This window comes from Acidobacteriota bacterium, from assembly GCA_009838525.1.
GTDB lineage: Bacteria > Acidobacteriota > Vicinamibacteria > Vicinamibacterales > UBA8438 > VXRJ01.
On sequence record VXRJ01000019.1, the window covers coordinates 155,221 to 172,642 of the forward strand.

General features: G+C 69.7%; 12 protein-coding genes. 4 read left to right on the plus strand and 8 right to left on the minus strand.

Features of this window, described 5'->3' with window-relative positions; genetic code table 11:
* Positions 1-14: 14 nt before the first annotated feature.
* From lpxA to pckA, 7 genes are all read right to left on the minus strand, one after another.
* The gene (lpxA, locus tag F4Y45_10510) at positions 15-1,265 is read right to left on the minus strand and encodes an acyl-ACP--UDP-N-acetylglucosamine O-acyltransferase (protein ID MXY24940.1); all 1,251 of its coding nucleotides are present in this window, start codon (positions 1,263-1,265) and stop codon (positions 15-17) included.
* Between the two features lie 35 nt (positions 1,266-1,300).
* Positions 1,301-3,538, minus strand: coding sequence for a selenocysteine-specific translation elongation factor (gene selB, locus F4Y45_10515; protein ID MXY24941.1), 2,238 nt, complete (start codon positions 3,536-3,538; stop codon positions 1,301-1,303).
* Positions 3,304-5,118 carry a ribonuclease R gene (rnr, locus tag F4Y45_10520; GenBank protein MXY24942.1) on the minus strand — a complete coding sequence of 605 codons (1,815 nt, stop codon included), beginning with the start codon at positions 5,116-5,118 and terminating at the stop codon, positions 3,304-3,306. The genes selB and rnr overlap by 235 nt, the downstream gene beginning before the upstream one ends.
* A gap of 19 nt (positions 5,119-5,137) precedes the next feature.
* A complete protein-coding gene (locus tag F4Y45_10525; GenBank protein MXY24943.1) occupies positions 5,138-6,586 on the minus strand; it encodes a DUF4147 domain-containing protein in 1,449 nt (482 codons plus the stop codon).
* Positions 6,537-6,782 (minus strand): hypothetical protein, encoded by a 246-nt coding sequence (locus F4Y45_10530; protein ID MXY24944.1) that lies wholly within the window; start codon positions 6,780-6,782, stop codon positions 6,537-6,539. The genes F4Y45_10525 and F4Y45_10530 overlap by 50 nt, the downstream gene beginning before the upstream one ends.
* 138 nt (positions 6,783-6,920) lie before the next feature.
* A complete protein-coding gene (gene gatB / locus F4Y45_10535) occupies positions 6,921-8,360 on the minus strand; it encodes an Asp-tRNA(Asn)/Glu-tRNA(Gln) amidotransferase subunit GatB (GenBank protein MXY24945.1) in 1,440 nt (479 codons plus the stop codon).
* Positions 8,361-8,431: 71 nt separating this feature from the next.
* A complete protein-coding gene (pckA, locus tag F4Y45_10540; protein ID MXY24946.1) occupies positions 8,432-10,021 on the minus strand; it encodes a phosphoenolpyruvate carboxykinase (ATP) in 1,590 nt (529 codons plus the stop codon).
* A 131-nt stretch (positions 10,022-10,152) separates the two neighbouring features.
* Between pckA and lipA the strand changes: the two genes are divergently transcribed.
* Complete coding sequence (gene lipA / locus F4Y45_10545; protein MXY24947.1) at positions 10,153-11,073, plus strand: lipoyl synthase; 921 nt, start codon at positions 10,153-10,155, stop codon at positions 11,071-11,073.
* Between the two features lie 73 nt (positions 11,074-11,146).
* Here the strand turns inward: lipA and lpdA are convergent, their stop codons facing one another.
* The gene (lpdA, locus tag F4Y45_10550; GenBank protein MXY24948.1) at positions 11,147-12,598 is read right to left on the minus strand and encodes a dihydrolipoyl dehydrogenase; all 1,452 of its coding nucleotides are present in this window, start codon (positions 12,596-12,598) and stop codon (positions 11,147-11,149) included.
* A gap of 105 nt (positions 12,599-12,703) precedes the next feature.
* Here lpdA and F4Y45_10555 point away from each other — a divergent pair, with 105 nt between their 5' ends.
* Genes F4Y45_10555 through F4Y45_10565 form a run of 3 tightly spaced genes read left to right on the plus strand, consistent with a single transcriptional unit; the run spans position 12,704 to position 17,410 of the window.
* Positions 12,704-14,551, plus strand: coding sequence for a PQQ-binding-like beta-propeller repeat protein (locus F4Y45_10555; GenBank protein ID MXY24949.1), 1,848 nt, complete (start codon positions 12,704-12,706; stop codon positions 14,549-14,551).
* A gap of 7 nt (positions 14,552-14,558) precedes the next feature.
* A complete protein-coding gene (locus F4Y45_10560; GenBank protein ID MXY24950.1) occupies positions 14,559-16,040 on the plus strand; it encodes a mucin-5B in 1,482 nt (493 codons plus the stop codon).
* A gap of 44 nt (positions 16,041-16,084) precedes the next feature.
* Positions 16,085-17,410 carry a class I SAM-dependent methyltransferase gene (locus F4Y45_10565; GenBank protein MXY24951.1) on the plus strand — a complete coding sequence of 442 codons (1,326 nt, stop codon included), beginning with the start codon at positions 16,085-16,087 and terminating at the stop codon, positions 17,408-17,410.
* Positions 17,411-17,422: the final 12 nt, after the last annotated feature.

Consider the following 17,422-nt stretch of genomic DNA (forward strand, 5'->3'; position numbering starts at 1 on the left):
GACTGTCTGTGCGTCTACTCCTCGACTCCGACCGGCTCGTAACGCCGCGTCGGACGACGCAGGATGACGCCACGCTTGGAACTCCGGATGAAGTCGACCAGAACGCGCACCTCCGCGACGTTGAGGCTCCGGTCGGCTTCGATGGCGGCGAGCGCCTGAGTCGTGTTCAGCTTCGACTGCAGCAGGTAGCGGTACGAGCGGCGCAACTGCACGATCGTCTCTGGCCGGGTGCCCCGCCGCTCCAGGCCGATCGTGTTCAGGCCGTACAGGCGCGCGCGATTGCCGACGGTGCGGCTGTAGGGCAGGGCGTCCATCGTGACGACGCTGCCGCCGCCGATGAACGCCTGCCGGCCGACGCGGCAGAACTGGTGCACGCCGGACAGCGCGCTTATCGTCGCCTCGTCCTCGACCACGACGTGGCCGCCGATCGTCGCGCCGTTGGCGAAGATGTTGCGATCGCCGATCGTGCAGTCGTGGGCCACGTGCGCGTACGCCATGAAGACATTATCGTTGCCGATCAGGGTCAGTCCGCCGCCGCCCCGGGTTCCCCGGTTGATCGTCACGAATTCCCGGATCACGTTGCGGTGGCCGATCACGACTCGGGTTTCTTCACCCCGGTACTTGAGGTCCTGCGGGATGAGTCCGACGGACGCGAAGGGGAACACCTGGCAGTCGTCACCCAGTTCCGTGTTGCCGGCGATGATCGCGGAGGCGCCGATTCGGCAACCGCGGCCCAACCGAACTTCGGAACCGATGATCGCGTTCGGACCGACCCGCGTATCCGGCCCGAGCACCGCGTCGGAATGGACCGTCGCCGTCGGATCGATGTGGGTCGACGCCTCGATGCCAACCAGCAACTCCGCCTCCGCGACGGACTGGCCCGCCACCGTCGCCACGCAGTAGGCGACCGCGGCGCCCACCGGCCGCTCTCGGAGCGTCACCTCCAGGCAGAGGCGGTCGCCCGGAAGCACCTGCTTCCTGAACTTCGCGTTGTTGACGCCGCGCAGCGCCGTGCGGCCGGTCGGGGCCTTGCCTTCGTCACCCAGCAGCAGCAGCGTCGCCACCTGCGCGAATGTCTCGATCATCATGACTCCCGGCATCAGCGGGTTGCCGGGAAAGTGTCCCTGGAAATACTCCTCGTTCACCGTCACGTTCTTGACCGCGGTCACGCGCTGGCCGGGCTCGTACTCGACGACGCGGTCGACGAGGAGCGAGGGGTAGCGATGCCGGAGCCGGTCGAGGAGAACGGGAATGTCGAGAGACACGGGACCTGGGGGCTTACTGACCGATGGGGAGTGTATCAGACGACGATGCGCCCCGTGCCGACACGCCGCGTGATGCGCGCCCGGTCGAGGTGCTCGAGCAGCGGTATGGCGTACTTCCGCGTGATCCCGAACCGCGACTTGAACCAGGCGATATCGACCCGGGCCGTCTCCCCCGCCGGCGCCGAAGCCTTCAGGGCGCCCACCTCCGTCCGCACCACGTCGAGCACGTCGCGGTGAAACAGCAGCGGACCCAGCCGCTCCAGAATGCCCTCCCGTACCAGGAGGGCGATCATCCGGTCGATCGCCTCCCTGTCCGCGCCGAGCAACTCGGGCAGCGAGACCACGTCGGGCGGCGACAACCCTTCCTCCCGGAACCGCGCGGCCAGCCGGTCCTTCAGGCGCGCTTCCTCCTCACTTAGGACGACCCGGTGGCTCGACAACGCCAGGTGACGCCCGGCCGCCAACACGCCTTCGGTCGCCAACGCCTCGGCGACGTGGTCGAACAGCTCCGGTCCGGCCAGCGTCCCGAGACCGGAGCGCGCCATCTCCCGCGGAAGCCCCGGCTCGAGCGGCGCCTTGCGATGGTAGGCGGTCACCGCATCGAGCAGCATCGCGCGCGCCGACATCACCCGTTCGGTGGCGAAGAAGCAATTGTCGGCCGCCGTCACGGCGCGGCCGGCAACCAGTGCGCCCAGCACCTTCGTGACCGCGGATTGCGTGAGCCCGACGCGCGGAGCCAGATCCTCGGCGGTCACGCCAGCGCCCCCCGCCTCGTCCACCCGCAGCTCGACCGCCTGACGCAGGCCATCGCCGTCCATCCGATCCAGCCGGCGGAGCCGCCCTGCGCCGGCGGCGGACCGAAGCCGTCCGCGCGGCGGATCCGGATCGAGCACGACGCCACCACCGATAGTGAGCGGCGGTGAGTAGGCGCGCAGCACGAATCGGTCACCCCGCGTCAGCGCGGCGGGCCGCTCAAGATGAAGACGGGCGAACGCCGAGCTGCCCGGATCGAGAGTTCCCGGGAACAACGGCGGACCGTCCGTGCCGCCGTCGACGTCTCCGTCCTCCGGTGCACTAAGCGCACCCAACGCGACGCGCGCCATCACTTCGGTCGTCCCCTGGTGAAAGCGGACCCGCGCGCCATACCGCAATGCTCGCGCGTCATCGAGCAGGGATACGCGCGCATCGATTCGCCGGGTCGCCAGCAGGCCGCCGGCAACCGTGAGCGTATCGCCGCGCCGCAGGTCGTCGACGCCGACGCCGGCCAGGTTGATCGCCGCCCGCTGACCGGCGTGCGCGGATGGCTGCGCCCTGCCATGCACCTCCAGCCCGCGCACCTTGACGCGCCGGGCGCCCGGCAGAAGGAACAGATCCGCGTCCCGGTCGATGCGGCCCGAGACCAGCGTACCGGTCACCACCGTGCCGAATCCCTTCATGCTGAACGCGCGGTCGATCGGCAGTCGGGGAATCCCGTCGTCCCGGCGGCCGGCCGCGCCGTCGGCCAGCTCCGCCAGCACGCGCCGCAGACTGTCCAGGCCTTCGCCGGTGCGGGACGACACCGGAACGACCGGCGCCCCCTCGAGAAACGAGCCGGCCACGAGCTCGCTCACCTCCAGACGCACCAGCTCGATCGTTTCGGCGTCGACGAGGTCCGCCTTCGTCAACGCAACGACGCCGTCCGCCACGTCGAGCAGCCGGCAGATGTCGAAGTGCTCCCGGGTCTGCGGCATCACCGACTCGTCCGCCGCCACGACCAGAACGACGCTGTCGATACCGCTCACTCCCGCCAGCATGTTGCGGACGAACCGCTCATGCCCCGGCACGTCGACAAACGCCAGGCCGGTGGCCCCCTCCTGGTACCGGGCGAAGCCGAGGTCAATCGTGATGCCGCGCGCCTTCTCTTCGCGAAGCCGATCCGGATCGATCCCGGTCAACGCTCGCACCAGCGCGCTCTTCCCGTGGTCGATGTGCCCCGCCGTTCCGACCACGAGATGCTTCACGCCGCTCTCGGTGCTACGCTGGGTTTCACCATGGGCTGCTAACGCCGCCCCACGCCCGTCCGCCGGCGCGTCCGGGGCCGGCGATCCGTCGGGGGACGATCGATCCGCCGCCGCCGGGGGCGGGGCGCCCGGCCGTCGCGCCGGCGCGAGACGGACTCGAGTATCTCCGTCAAGGCCAGCTCCATCTGACGGCGATCCCGATCCACGCGCACGAGCTGCACCTCGACGCGGTCGCCCAGACGGTACACCCGCCCGCTGCCCTCCCCCCGCCACAGGTGGTGAGCCTCGTCGAAACGGTAGTAGTCGTCGGCCATGGTGGAGATGTGCACCATGCCATCGACGAACGGCTCCACCAGCTCCACGAACAGGCCGAAGCCGGTGACGCCGATGACGTAGCCGGCGAACGTGTCGCCGACCTTGTCCGCCATGAAGCGGCTCTGCTGCCAGCGGACCACCTCACGCTCCGCATCCTCGGCCCGCCGTTCCAGCTCGGAGGTCTGCTTCGCGAGCTCCCGCAACTCCGCCAGGCGTTCGCGGCGCTCCTTCGCGGTCAGGCCGCCGGCGCGCGATGCGCGGAGCGCCCGGTGCACCACCAGATCGGGATAACGGCGGATCGGCGAGGTGAAGTGGGTGTACGAGCCTGACGCGAGACCGAAGTGCCCGAGGTTGCCCGCGTCGTACCGCGCCCGCTGCATGGTGCGGAGGGTCAGCAGGCCGACCGCCCGTTCCGCCGGCTGGCCGCGCATTCGGTCCAGCAGCCTCTGAAAGTGCGCCGGCGTCACCTGATCGGAGGGCGCGCCCAAGCTGTGGCCGAGCGACCGCGCGAAGGTGTCCAGCCGTTCCACCTTCTCGGGATCGGGCGGTTCGTGCACCCGGTACAGCGACGGCATACGCGTCCGCTCCAGGTGCGCCGCCACCGTCTCGTTGGCGAGCAGCATGCACTCCTCGATGATCCGGTTCGCGGTCGTGCGCTGATCGGCGACGATCCCGGCCACCCGCCCCTCGTCGTCCCGCTGAAAAGTGGCGACCGGAACGTCCATATCGATTGCCCCACGAGCCCGCCGGCGCTTCGTCAGCACGCCGGTCAGCCCGGCCAGTTGCTCGAAGAACGGGATCAGCTTCCGGTACTTGCGGCGTTGTGGTGAGGCCGGTTCCGACAGGATCGCGTCGACGTCGGTGTACGTCATCCGCTCGTCGCTCCGGATCACGCCGTCGTGCATCTCGTAGTGCGCCACCTTGCCGCGGCGGTCGAGTTCCATCAGGCACGACTGCACCAGCCGATCCACTCCCGGCCTCAGGCTGCACAGGCCGGTGGCGAGAGGGGGCGGCAGCATGTGAACGGCGCGATCGGGAAAGTAGACCGACGTGCCGCGCGCGCGGGCGTCGCGATCCAGCGCGCCGCCCTCGGCAACATAGTGCGCCACGTCGGCGATGTGGACCCCCAGGCGGACGCGACCCCGCGAGAGCGGCTCCAGCGTAATCGCATCGTCGAAATCGCGCGCCGTCTCACCATCGATGGTCACGGTCGGCAGCGCGCGGAAGTCGGTCCGGTCCTTCAAATCCGACTTCCGTACCGCCGTCCCCAGGCGTTTCGCTTCCTCGACCGCGGCCGGGTCGTGGTCGTCCGGGATCCCGTGCTTCTCCAGCGTGATCCGGACATCCACCCCCGGCAGCGCATAGCGCTTCTCGTCGAGGCGGATCAGCGCGCCGCGCGCGACGAGGGTCCGGAGGCTCTCCTCGAGTCCGTCACGCCCGTGCGGCGGCAACCCCAGGTGCGCTTCCAGTTCGGCCGGCGTGACCGGTTCCGGGATCCGCGCGCGGAGAGTATCGAGCAATCGATCGGTAGAAATCATTACGTAGGAGCAACCACCGTCACGCGATCAGAACTACCTGGAGATCGCCGACGTTGGTGTCGGTCGGGCCGGTGCGGATGAGATCGCCCAGCGCGTCGAAAAAGGAGAACGAGTCATTCGCCGCCAGGTAGATCTCGGGGCGTTGAAGCCCCGCGTCGGCGGCGCGCGTCGGTGTCATGGTGTCGATCAGCGCACCCGCGGCCTCGGTCGGCCCGTCGATGCCGTCGGTCCCGACACTCGCGAGGACCGCCTGCGGAAAACGACGTGTCAGATGAAAAGCGGCGGCCAGCGCGAACTCCTGATTCCGACCGCCCTTGCCGCTTCCCCTGACGCGGACGGTCGTCTCCCCGGCTGACAGCACGCAACACGGACGCGGCTGCTCGTAGGCCAGTTGCGCCACGTGCTGGACGTGCCGCAGGGCGACGTCACGGGCCTCGCCGGTGACCGGCTCGTCGATTCGGAGCACGGTGAAACCGAGCGCTCTCGCCTCGGCCGCCGCCCCATCGATCGCTTCGCGGCGACTGCCGGCCAGGTGATACGACGATTCGGCAAGCCGAGGATCGCCGGGTTTCGGGCTCTCGGGAATCTCGCCCCGAACGCCTCGATCGAGAGCGTCAAGGGCGGCGGCCGGCATGGCGTCCAGTCCCCCGGCCGGACCGGCGGCCGCAGTCGCCGCGGTGGCGGCCCGCACTATGGCCCGCGCGTCGGCGAACGTCGTCGGGTCGGGGGTCGTCGGCCCCGATCCGATCACGGCCGGATCATCCGGGGTGGGATCGACCACGTCGGAGATCGCCAGGGTGACCACACGGCCGCCCGCCGCGACGGCGAGACGCCCGCCCTTGATGGCCGACAGGTGCTTGCGGACGCAGTTGAGGTCGTCTATCGCGACGCCGCCGCGCAACAGCAGCGTCGTGACCGCCACCTTGTCCTCCAGCGTGATCCCCTCTACCGGAGCGGCCAGTCCGGCCGAGGCGCCGCCCGACAGCAGCAGGACGACCACCTCGTCGTCGCCGGCGCTCGCGGCCAGCTCCAGCGCCCGCCGGCCGGCCGCGGCGCTGCCCGCGGTCGGAGTCGGATGACCGACGTCGAACCACTCCAGCCCACCCGCTGGAGCGCCCGCCTGCGGCGAGGCAATCATGCCGCGGACGGCGACGTCCGGGCCCGCCGACGCGCCCCCCCGCGACGCAACGAACGCCCGCGCCATCACGGCGGACGCCTTGCCGGCGGCGATCACGATCGGTGCGCGGCGCCCCAACGCGGCGGCAACCGCCGGCGTAACGAGCGCGCGCGCCGTCAGGCGCCCTGCGCCAGCCGCGGCAATGCCGGCGTCGACGATGCGGCGCGCCTGCTGTCTAAGGGTTGCGAGAGTCAGATGGAGGCTCGGAGATGGGGAGCGGGGTGCGGAGTCAGCCGGAGAATCAATGGAGCGGCTTGCGGTCGGTCGACGTGGAGAGACGGGTGATGCCATCGATCGTCTGGAGCAGCCGGCGAACCACCGCTTCACCGCGGTCTTCTTCGCAGAGTCTGTCGACGCGCTGCATCAGCCTCAGGATCGCCGTTTCAACGTCGCCGATTGCCTTCTCGGAGTAGTGCTCGCGCTGCTGTTCCAGGCAGCGCCAATGCCTGAACAACTCCTCCCGGTAGAAGTTGATCCGGACGGACATGGGTTGGCGGAGCCAGGCTGGCGGAACGCCGGCATCAGGCTCGCGGGGCAACGCAACGTCAGTTGGCGCCATAAGGAAGGTGAATAAATCAGTGTAGACAGCGTGGCTCGGCAGTGTCAAACCGAGATACGCGCCAACTCATTCCTGCAGAGCCCTGCGCACCATTTCCTTGGCGAGGCGCGGGTTTGCCTGGCCCCGGGTGGCCCGCATCACCTGACCCACCAGGTAGCCGAGCGCGCCTTCCTTCCCGGAACGGAACTTCCGCACGGCATCCGGATTGTCCGCCAGCGCCTGCCGGACCGCTCCCTCGAGCGCGCCCGCATCGCCGATCTGGGCCAATCCTTCCGCTTCGACGATGGCCTCCGGCGCGTCGCCCGTCCGCGCCATCCGCTCCAGCACGCCCTTGGCGGCGGAACCGCTGACCTTGCCGCCGTCGATCATCCGCACGAGCGCGCCGAGCGCCGCTGGCGTAACGCCCACCGCGGGCACGCTCACGTTCCCGCTCTTCGCAAGCCGCGTCAACTCGCCCATGATCCAGTTCGCCGCGCCCCTGGGGTTGCCGGAGGCTTCGGCCGCCGCCTCGAAGTAGTCGGCCACCGCGCCGTCGTGCGCCAGCAGCGCGGCATCCTGCTGCGGCAGGGCGTATCGCGCGATCAGGCGCTGCCGGCGCGCCTCCGGCAGCTCGGGCAGCGACCCGCGCAGCGCATCCACCCACGCCGGGTCCACCACGAGGGGCGGGAGGTCGGGATCCGGAAAATACCGATAGTCGTGCGCCTCTTCCTTGCTTCGCATCGCGGTGGTGCGGCGCCGCGCGGTATCCCAGAGGCGGGTCTCCTGCACTACCCTGCCGCCCCCCTCGACCACGCCGGTCTGGCGCTCCACTTCATGGGCCAGCGCCTGCTCGAGGAAGCGGAACGAGTTGAGGTTCTTGACCTCGACCTTGACGCCCAGCCGCTCCGCGCCGGCCGGGCGGACCGACACGTTCGCGTCGCACCGCAGGCTGCCCTCCTCCATGTTGCCGTCGTTGACGCCGAGGGCGAGCAGGATGCGGCGCAGGTGCTCGAAGAAGTGCGCCGCCTCGCCGGGAGCCCGCAGGTCGGGCTCGGTGACGATCTCGATCAGCGGAACGCCGCTTCGGTTGAAGTCGAGATAGGTGGAGCGCTCCGAGTCGGGAAAGCCCTCGTGGAGCGACTTCCCGGCGTCCTCTTCCATGTGGACGCGGGTGATGCGCACCTCGTGCGGCGCCCCGTCGATGGCGTACGCCACCCGGCCGCCGGTGGCGAGCGGCTGTTCGTACTGGGAGATCTGGTAGCCCTTCGGCAGGTCCGGATAGAAGTAGTTCTTGCGGGCAAAGATGGAAACCGGCTGCACGTCGCAGCCCAGGGCGAGCGACGCCCGGACCGCGTGCTTCACGGCGCGTCGGTTCAGCACCGGCAGCGCGCCCGGCAGCCCCAGGCAGACGGGACAGACCTGGCTGTTGGGAGGCGCCCCGAACGCCGTGCGGCAGCCGCAGAAGATCTTGGTGTCGGTCAGGAGATGCGCGTGAATCTCGAGGCCGATGACCGGTTCGAATGTCATGTCGCCAGGTCGCCAGCCTCGGGCGGCCGGACCGCGAGGCGAAACCGCGCCGCCTGGGCCGGGTTAGCGGCCTAGGCCCGGGGACCCGCTTGCCGCACGTCGTCCGAGGCCTCCGACTCGAACGCGGCGAAGTTCTCGGCGAACATGCCGGCGAGAGTCACCGCCTGCGCGTCGTAGGCCGCCCCGTCGCTCCACGCGGCACGCGGCTGGAGCCCCTCCCTCGGCACGTCCGGCACCGCGGTCGGCACGTCGACGTTGAAGATCGGGTCCGGCGCGTACGGCACGTCATCGAGGGCGCCCGACAGCGCGGCCGAAATCATCGCGCGGGTGTGCGCAATCTTCATCCGGCTGCCGACACCGTAAGCGCCGCCCGTCCACCCCGTGTTGACCAGCCAGACCCGGGCGCCGCTCGAAGCGATGCGATCGCCGAGCAGCTTCGCGTAGGTGGTCGGATGGTGCACCATGAACGGGGCGCCGAAACAGGTGCTGAACGTCGCCTTGGGTTCGGTGATCCCCTTCTCGGTCCCCGCCACCTTGGCGGTGTAGCCGGAAAGGAAGTGATACATCGCGCCGGCCGGCGTCAGGCGCGAGATGGGCGGCAGCACGCCGAACGCGTCGCACGTCAGCATCACGATGTTCGCCGGGTGGTCGCCGCGCCCCGACGGGACCCAGTTGTCGATGAACGAGATCGGGTACGCGCCGCGCGTGTTCTCCGTAATCGAATCGTCGTCGAGATCCAGCCGGCGGGTCGCCGGGTCCATCACCACGTTCTCGAGCACCGTACCGAACCGGCGCGTCGTGCTGTAGATTTCCGGCTCGGCCTCCTCCGAGAGCTTGATCGTCTTCGCGTAGCAGCCGCCCTCGAAGTTGAAGATGCCGTTATCGCTCCAGCCGTGCTCGTCGTCTCCAATCAGGCCGCGATTGGGATCCGAGGACAGCGTCGTCTTGCCGGTGCCGGAAAGACCGAAGAAGAGCGCGGTGTCGCCGTCCGCGCCAATGTTGGCCGAGCAGTGCATCGACATGATGCCCCGGGCCGGCAGCAGGTAATTCATCACGGTGAAGATCGACTTCTTTATCTCGCCGGCATAGCTCGTGCCGCCGATCAGCACGGTGCGACGGGCGAAGTTGAGGAGGATGAACGTGCCTGAATTGGTGCCGTGACGCGCCGGATCGGCGGTCATCGACGGAATGTCGATGACCGTGAACTGTGGCTCATGCCCGCCGGGCGGGGTGCCGGCCGGCTGCTCGAGGAACATCGTCCGGGCGAACAGGCTGTGCCAGGCCCGCTCGGTCACGATCCGAATCGGCAGCCGGTAGTCGGGATCGGCGCCGGCGAAGCAGTCCTGCACGTAGAGCGTCCTGCCGTCGAGCGACGCCATCGTCTCCTCGTAGAGCGCGTCGAACACCGCCCCGTCGATCGGCCGGTTGACTTTGCCCCACCAGACGTCGCGCTCTGTCGACGGCTCCTTCACGAGGAACTTGTCGTTGGGTGAGCGTCCCGTGTGGGGGGCCGTGATGCAAACGATCGGACCCGACTCGGCGACGGTTCCTTCATCGCGTCGAACTGCTTCTTCGTAGAGCGCCGCGGTGCCCAGATTCCAGTGGATTGGGCCGGGTTTGGCAATCGGGAGGGGGACGGGAGCCACAAGCGTCTCAGGCATAAACGGCCTACAATAGCGGCCCGTTGTTGACCAAGTCAAACGGGCTCCACCCTCCCTTCAGGCCGGCCGGTGCGGCGCCACCGGGGGCCGCTATCGGGCGCCCCGAAGGCCCCGTGCTACGATCCTGAGCGATGGCCCCCGTCACCTTCTTCCGCGGCCGTCCCACCCGTAATCCGGACCTCCCGCGTGAACGGAAACCGCCCTGGTTTCGGGTGCGCGCACCCGGCAGCCCCGGCTACGTGCGGCTCAAGGGGCTGATGCGCGAGCTGTCCCTCCATACGGTCTGCGAGGAGGCGAGCTGTCCCAATATCGGCGAGTGCTGGCAGCATGGGACCGCGACCTTCATGATCCTGGGCGACACGTGCACGCGCTCGTGCGGCTACTGCAACGTGAAGCATGGGACCCCGGGCCGCGTCGATCCCGACGAACCCGAGCGGCTGGCGGAAGCGGTCTTCGCGCTCGACCTCGACCATGTCGTAGTCACTTCCGTCGACCGGGACGACCTTCCGGACGGCGGCGCATCGGCGTTCTCCGCCGTCGTCCGCGCGATCCGCCAGCGGGCGCCAGGGTGCCGCGTCGAGGTCCTGATCCCCGACTTCTCGAATCGCCCGGCGCCGATCGAGGCGGTTCTCGACGCCGGGCCCGACATCCTGAACCACAACCTGGAGACGGTCGAGCGTCTCTATCGCACGGCGCGCCCCGGCGGCCGCTACCGCTGGGCGCTGGGCCTGCTCGACCACGCGCGGCGCTGCCGTCCGGAGGTGCCGACCAAGTCCGGCGTCATGGTCGGCCTCGGCGAGACGACGGACGAACTGCTGGCCGCGTTCGCCGACCTGCGGGCGGCGGGTTGCCAGATCCTGACGATCGGCCAGTACCTCCGCCCCTCCCCCGCCCACCTGCCCGTCGCGCGCTACTACCACCCCGACGAATTCGCGGACCTCAAGCGCCACGCCCTGAAGATCGGCTTCCGTCACGTGGAATCGGGTCCGCTGGTACGCAGCTCCTACCACGCGCACGAGCAGGCCGACTCGTACCAGGCCGCCACGGCTTAGCAAACCGCGCAGGAGTCTCGCTGGCGAAACTCCCAACGCGTCCTGACGGCGCGACGCGTCCCGTCAGGACGCGCTACCGCTTCGGCCGGTAGATGTGGGCACTCTGGCCCAAGAACGCCTCGGCCGCCTCACCCATCGTCTCGGACAGCGTGGGGTGCGCGTGGATCGCCTGACCCAACTCCGACGCCCGGAGCTCCTGCTCGACCGCCAGCACGCCTTCGGCAATCAACTCCCCGGCGCCGACTCCCGCGATTCCGACTCCCAGCACGCGCTCCGTGCCGGGATCGATCACCAGCTTGGTGACCCCCTCCGGCCGGTCGAGCGTGAGCGCCCGCCCCGACGCTCCCCAGGGAAACCGCGCCACCCGGACGTCTCGGCCTTCGCGCGCCGCCTGCATCTCGGTCAGCCCGCACCACGCCACTTCCGGATCGGTGAAGACAACCGCCGGGATCGCGCGCGGCGCAAACGCGGCGTTCCGCCCCGCAATCGTCTCCACCGCGACGCCCGCTTCCGCAAACGCCTTGTGGGCCAGCATCGGCTCGCCGGTGACGTCGCCTACCGCGAAGATGGCCGGCTCGGCGGTGCGCCGCTGGGCGTCGACACGAATGAACCCTCGCTCGTCCCGCTCGACGCGTGTCCGGTCAAGACCCTCGATGCCGGAGTTGGGCGTGCGTCCCACCGCGACCAGCACCGCGTCGAACCGTTCCGTCCACTCGCGCGGGCCGCCGCCGGCGGAGGCGCCGCCGCCCGCGGCCGATCCGGACAGCGCCGCCTCTATCCCGTCGGGCCGCGGCGTCAGCCCGCGAACCGTGGTGTTGACGTGCACGGCCGCCGCGATTCGGTTCATCCGCCGGGCGAGCACGCGCACCAGGTCGGCGTCCGCCCCCGGCAACAGGCTTCCCGTCATCTCGACGATGGTGACGTCGGCGCCGAGGGCCGCGTAGACCGTCCCGAGTTCCAGGCCGATATAGCCGCCGCCGACGACGAGCAGCGACTTCGGAATCCGGTCGATATCGAGCGCGCCGGTCGAATCGAGCACGCGCGGATCGTCCAGGGCGAGCGGCCCAGGCCGGGTCGGCCGGGATCCGGTCGCGATGATCGCGTGATCGAAGGCAACGCGGGATGCCTCTCCGGTCGCGGAAGCACCGGCCGGCCCGACGCTCAAGGTCGCCGCGTCGGCAAACGCGCCGCGGCCCTGCACGCACGTTACGCCCCGCTGTCTGGCCAGAAGCGCCAGCCCCCCGGTCAGCTTCGCCACCACCTCGTCCTTCCACGCCCGCAGCCGCGCCGGATCGATCGCCGGCTCGCCGAACGCAATCCCCCACCGCTCCGCCTCGCGCGCCTCGCTGACGACGCGCGCCGCATGCAGCAACGCCTTCGACGGCATGCACCCGCGGTACAGGCACACCCCGCCGGGTTTCGGCGCCTCGTCGACCAGCGTCACCGCCATGCCCAGGTCGGCCGCGCGAAACGCCGCCACGTAGCCTCCCGGACCCGCCCCAATCACTGCCACTCGTGTCTGCAACGTCTTCTCCCCTCGGCCGATCTTCGGCCCTCCACGACCAAATTATCTCTCGCCGGCGGCGGGCGGGGTCTCACACCTGGCAGCCCGTGGAAGTAGGATGGGCGCGTGTCGCGTCCGACAGTCCGGGCTGTCCCGCGCTTCCGCCTGCCGCTGCTGGCCTTGCTGCTGTTGCCCGCGGTTGCGGACGCGCAAGGGGCGGACTGGCGAACCTACCTGGGAGACCCCGGGCGCCGGCACTACTCGCCGCTCGACCAGATCACCCGTGACAACGTCCACCAGCTGCAAACGGCGTGGCGCTACGATTCCGGCGAGCTGCGCGATGGCGTTTCCCTCATGTACACCAGTCCGCTCGTCGTGGACGGTGTCCTGTACGGCCTGTCGCCGAGGCTCGTGGCGTTCGCCCTTGACGCGGCGACCGGAGAGGAGCTGTGGCGCCATGACGCCGATCGGGGGCAGACTCACCAGCGGGGCCTCATGTGGTGGGAATGGGGTGCGGAAACGCGCCTGTTCTATACGGCCGGGCGCCACCTGATCGCACTCGACCCCACCGACGGCCGCCCCGTCCCGACGTTCGGCGACAACGGCGCGCTCGACCTGATGCCGGACGGCTTGTCCGGGCCGCTCACGGTGACAGTCCCCGGCATCGTCTTCGAGGATCTGATCGTCCTCGGCTTCACGACGAGCGAGGATCGGAATGCGCTGCCGGGCTCGATCTCCGCCTACAGCGCCGTCGACGGTTCACTCGTGTGGCGCTTCCACGCCATCCCGCGCCCGGAGGAGCTGGCGGCGAACACGTGGGCCGACGGCGCGCTGGCGACGGGCGGCGGGGCGAACGTCTGGACCGGAATGGCGCTCGATGCCGATCGCGAACTGCTGTTCGCGCCGACCGGATCCGCCACCCCGGATTTCGACGGCCGCACGCGGCAGGGCAGCAATCTCTACGCCAACACGCTTCTCGCGCTGGACGTGCGGACGGGCTCCCTGCGGTGGCACTACCAGGTCGTGCGGCACGACCTGTGGGATCGCGACCTTCCGTCGCCGCCGACGCTGGTGCAGGTGGAACACGACGGCGCGGCGATCGACGCGGTAGCCCTACCGACGAAGACGGGGCAGCTCTTCGTCTTCGACCGGGAAACGGGCCGGCCGGTTTTCGAGGTCACCGAGGTCGACGCGGCGCAGAGCCGTGTCCTCGGAGAGGGCGCCTCGCCCACCCAGCCGCAATCGGCAATCGCCTTCACCCGCCAGCGGTTCGAGCTGACGGCCCGCAGCCCGGAAGCGCGCGAGTACGTTCGCGCGGTCATCGAGCGACTCGACCGGCGGCCTCTCGCGCCGCCCAGCCTCGAGGGGAGCCTGCTCTACCCCGCCTACGCCGGCGGTGCGAACTGGGGAGGCGCCGCGTTCGACCCGGCAACAAACCGCCTGATCATCAACGCACAGGAGATCGGCGGCATCGTCAGGATCACCCAGGCCGCCAACCCGGACGCCGACTACTCGCTGGACAGCCGGACTCGCATCCGCGATCAGGACGGCCTGCCCGGCAACGCGCCGCCGTGGGGAACGCTCACGTCCATCGATCTGGCGACCGGCGCACTCGACTGGCAGGTACCGCTGGGCGACTATCCGTCGCTGGAGGGCGCGGGCTATGGCGCCGAGAACTTCGGTGGCCCGGTCGTCACGGCGGGCGGCCTCGTTTTCATCGCGGCGACTCCCGACGCCAGGCTCCGCGCGTTCGACACCCGCGACGGCGTCCAATTGTGGCAGGCCGACCTGCCGGCCGGCGGTTTCTCGACACCCGCCGTCTACGCCGCGGGAGGACGCCAGTTCGTGGTCATCGCGGCGGGCGGCGGCCGAATGGGTCCTCCGTCGAGCGCCGAGTACCGGGCGTTCGCTCTTCCGACCAGTGCCATCCCGTCCCCACCCCCACCCCAGCCGCAGCCGGAGCCAACAAGGTAACCGCGGCGTGCGCGGGACCGGAGGCGTGGCGCATCAATCCAACCGGCGGCGTCTGGCCGCCGGCACGGCTGTCGCGGCGGCGTGTGCCCTGCTGCTGCACGGCGCGCCCGGCGCGACCACCGCAGGCCAGCCTCCGCCGGTCACGAGCGGGGGCGAAGAAGACACGGCCTGGACCCTGCTCTACGCGGAGGACTTCTCCACCCCGCTCAACGACGACGTCACGCCCTGGATCTGGGACGGCTACGGCGAGCCGTTCGACACCATCGTCGACGACGCCGGCCTGTGGTACCGGAACGACTACGGGCCGGCATGGACCGCCGCGCTCAATTCGTTCGCGACGTACCGAAAGGAGTTCCCGGCCGGCCAGGACGACTGGCTCACCATCTCGCTGTCGGGTCGCGACTGGAACCGCGATGGCGTGATCGAGGCACCGCCGTCCGTTACTGCCGAGATCCGGAACGGCGTGCCGGTCGCCGTCCTGAACGTGCCGGACCACACCGGCGGGGCCATCGTCCGCTCGACCCGCGCCCTGCCCCGGCGCTACCGCATCGAATACACGCTCACGACCCTGGACTTCGGCGGCAAGCGGAATGGCTCGCTCCAATACGACGGACGCGTGAACGGCTACGGGACAGCCGGCTGCAAGACGCAGCATCCATGGGGCGAGGGTTCACGGACGCGGGGCTGGTCCGGCGACGCTTCCGCCCCCTACTGCGAGTGGCAGGATGTCCGCGCCGGCCCCTACGGCTACAACGGGTTTCACTTCCTGGCGATCGTCGACTTCCCCGATCCGGTCCCCCGAAACAACCACTTCTGGCACTACCACCGGAAGGTGTTGATGGATGCTTTCGCGCAGCATCCGGACCGTATCGGGAGCGGATCCGGCGGCCGGGTCTGCGACCCGATGACCAACACGTACTACGCGTACCGCGACAGCAGCTTCAACACCGTCAACGTCTGGATAAACGGCCTGCCCAACTGGAGCCCGGGGCGCGGCTCCCTCGTCAGCAGCTCGCAGTGGTTCATGACGAGCTGTTCCGGGGGACTTGCCGAGCCGTATCTCTCGTCGGCCGCCGAGCTGCAGCCGGAGCTGATGCCGGAGGCGACTTACACCTTCGCGATTGAGCGGAGCGCCACCGGCTACACGCTGGAAACGAGCGGCAACTTCGCGCGGGTCGGCCGTACGACGCTCCGCTTCCACCGGCCGTTCGTCGTGGGCGACGCGCCCATCTGGCACTACAACGTGACGGCCGGCGAGTACGACGGGCGATTCAACGCCGATCTCGTGCAGGACGACGCCTGGGGCCGCATGACCTGGCCCGATCAGTGGCCGGCCGGTTCCGCCTATCCCGACTACTTCGTGATCGGCGATCCCTACACGAATGCCTACGAGGGACGCGCCAGCCTGACCGACGTCCGGCTGTACGTGCCGCAGGTCGACGTCACACCACCCATCCCGCGCCTCCCCGACCCCGACGAGACACGCTGACGGCCGGGCGCGACCTCTGTAGTACGCTCTCGCGCACCGTCCCCATGAAGGCGCAGTTTCTCGCCAACCTCATCGTCGCCATTGCCGAGTGGCTGGCGAAGCGATCACTCCGCGTCCAGAGACTGCTGAACGTCATCTTCGAGCGGCTCTACGTATCGAAATGGCTGAACCAACCGCCCGCCGCGCACCCGCGATTCACGCCGGAACAGATGATCGCCCGCACCGACACGTTCAACGCCGCCTCCGACCGCTACTTCGCCGAACACGAGGATCTACCCTTCCTGCTCGGCAAGCCCTACACCGACACGGAACACTTCGCCCGCCGGTTGTTCGACATGGGCGTACTCGCCCACTGGCTCCGTCTCGCGCCGGGCGACGTGGTGATGGAGCTCGGGGCCGGAACCTGCTGGCTGCTCCACTTCCTCAACCGGTACGGCTGTCCGACCATCGCGGTCGACGTGTCCCCTGCCGCGCTCGAGATGGGACGCGAGCTCTTCCAGCGCGACCCCCTCGTCAACTGGGATCTCGATCCACAGTTCCTGCCCTACGACGGTCACCGGATCCCGCTGCCGGATGGCCACGTGGATCGGATCATCCTGTACGACGCGTTCCATCACATCCCGAACCAGGAGGAGATCCTCCGGGAGATGGCGCGTGTCCTCAATGACGGCGGCGTCGTGGCGATGCGAGAGCCGGCCGCCGGGCACAGCCGCACCGAGGAGAGCCGGCGCGAGATGGACACCTGGGACGTGCTGGAGAACGACATCGACGTCGCGGAGCTGGAACCGCGCGCCCTTGCCTGCGGATTCAGCCGGATGACCGTGGTCCCCATCGACCTGCCGCTGTCGATCGAGGTGCCGGCCTCCCGGCTGCCCGATTTTCTCGCGGGACGGGAACTGCGCCACTACTGGGCGCTGTTGGCGACCGCGATGCAGTCGTCGACCTACATCGTGCTCTACAAGGGCGAATACCAACCCACGACCCGCAGCCCCGACAACCCGCGGGCACGCATCGAGCCGGCGGTGGAAGACGTCCGGGTGACGGCCGGGGAGCCCCTGGAGCTTCGCGTGGGGCTGACCAACACCGGCGATACGCGCTGGCTGTCGGGTGCGCCCGACCGCCGCGGCGCCACCCAGCTTGGCGCGCAGCTCCACCACGCCGCCGCCCGCGCCGGCATCGACGCGGATTGGTCCCGCACACCACTGCCCCACGATGTCGCGCCGGGCGGGCAGGTGACGCTGAACCTCGTCCTGCCCGCTATCGAAACGCCCGGGGAATACCGGATCGTCCTCGACGTCATCGCCGAACACGTCTGCTGGTTCGGCGAGCGCGGGTCGCCGACGGCCGAAGTGCCCCTGACCGTCCTCTGACCCGGGCGACAC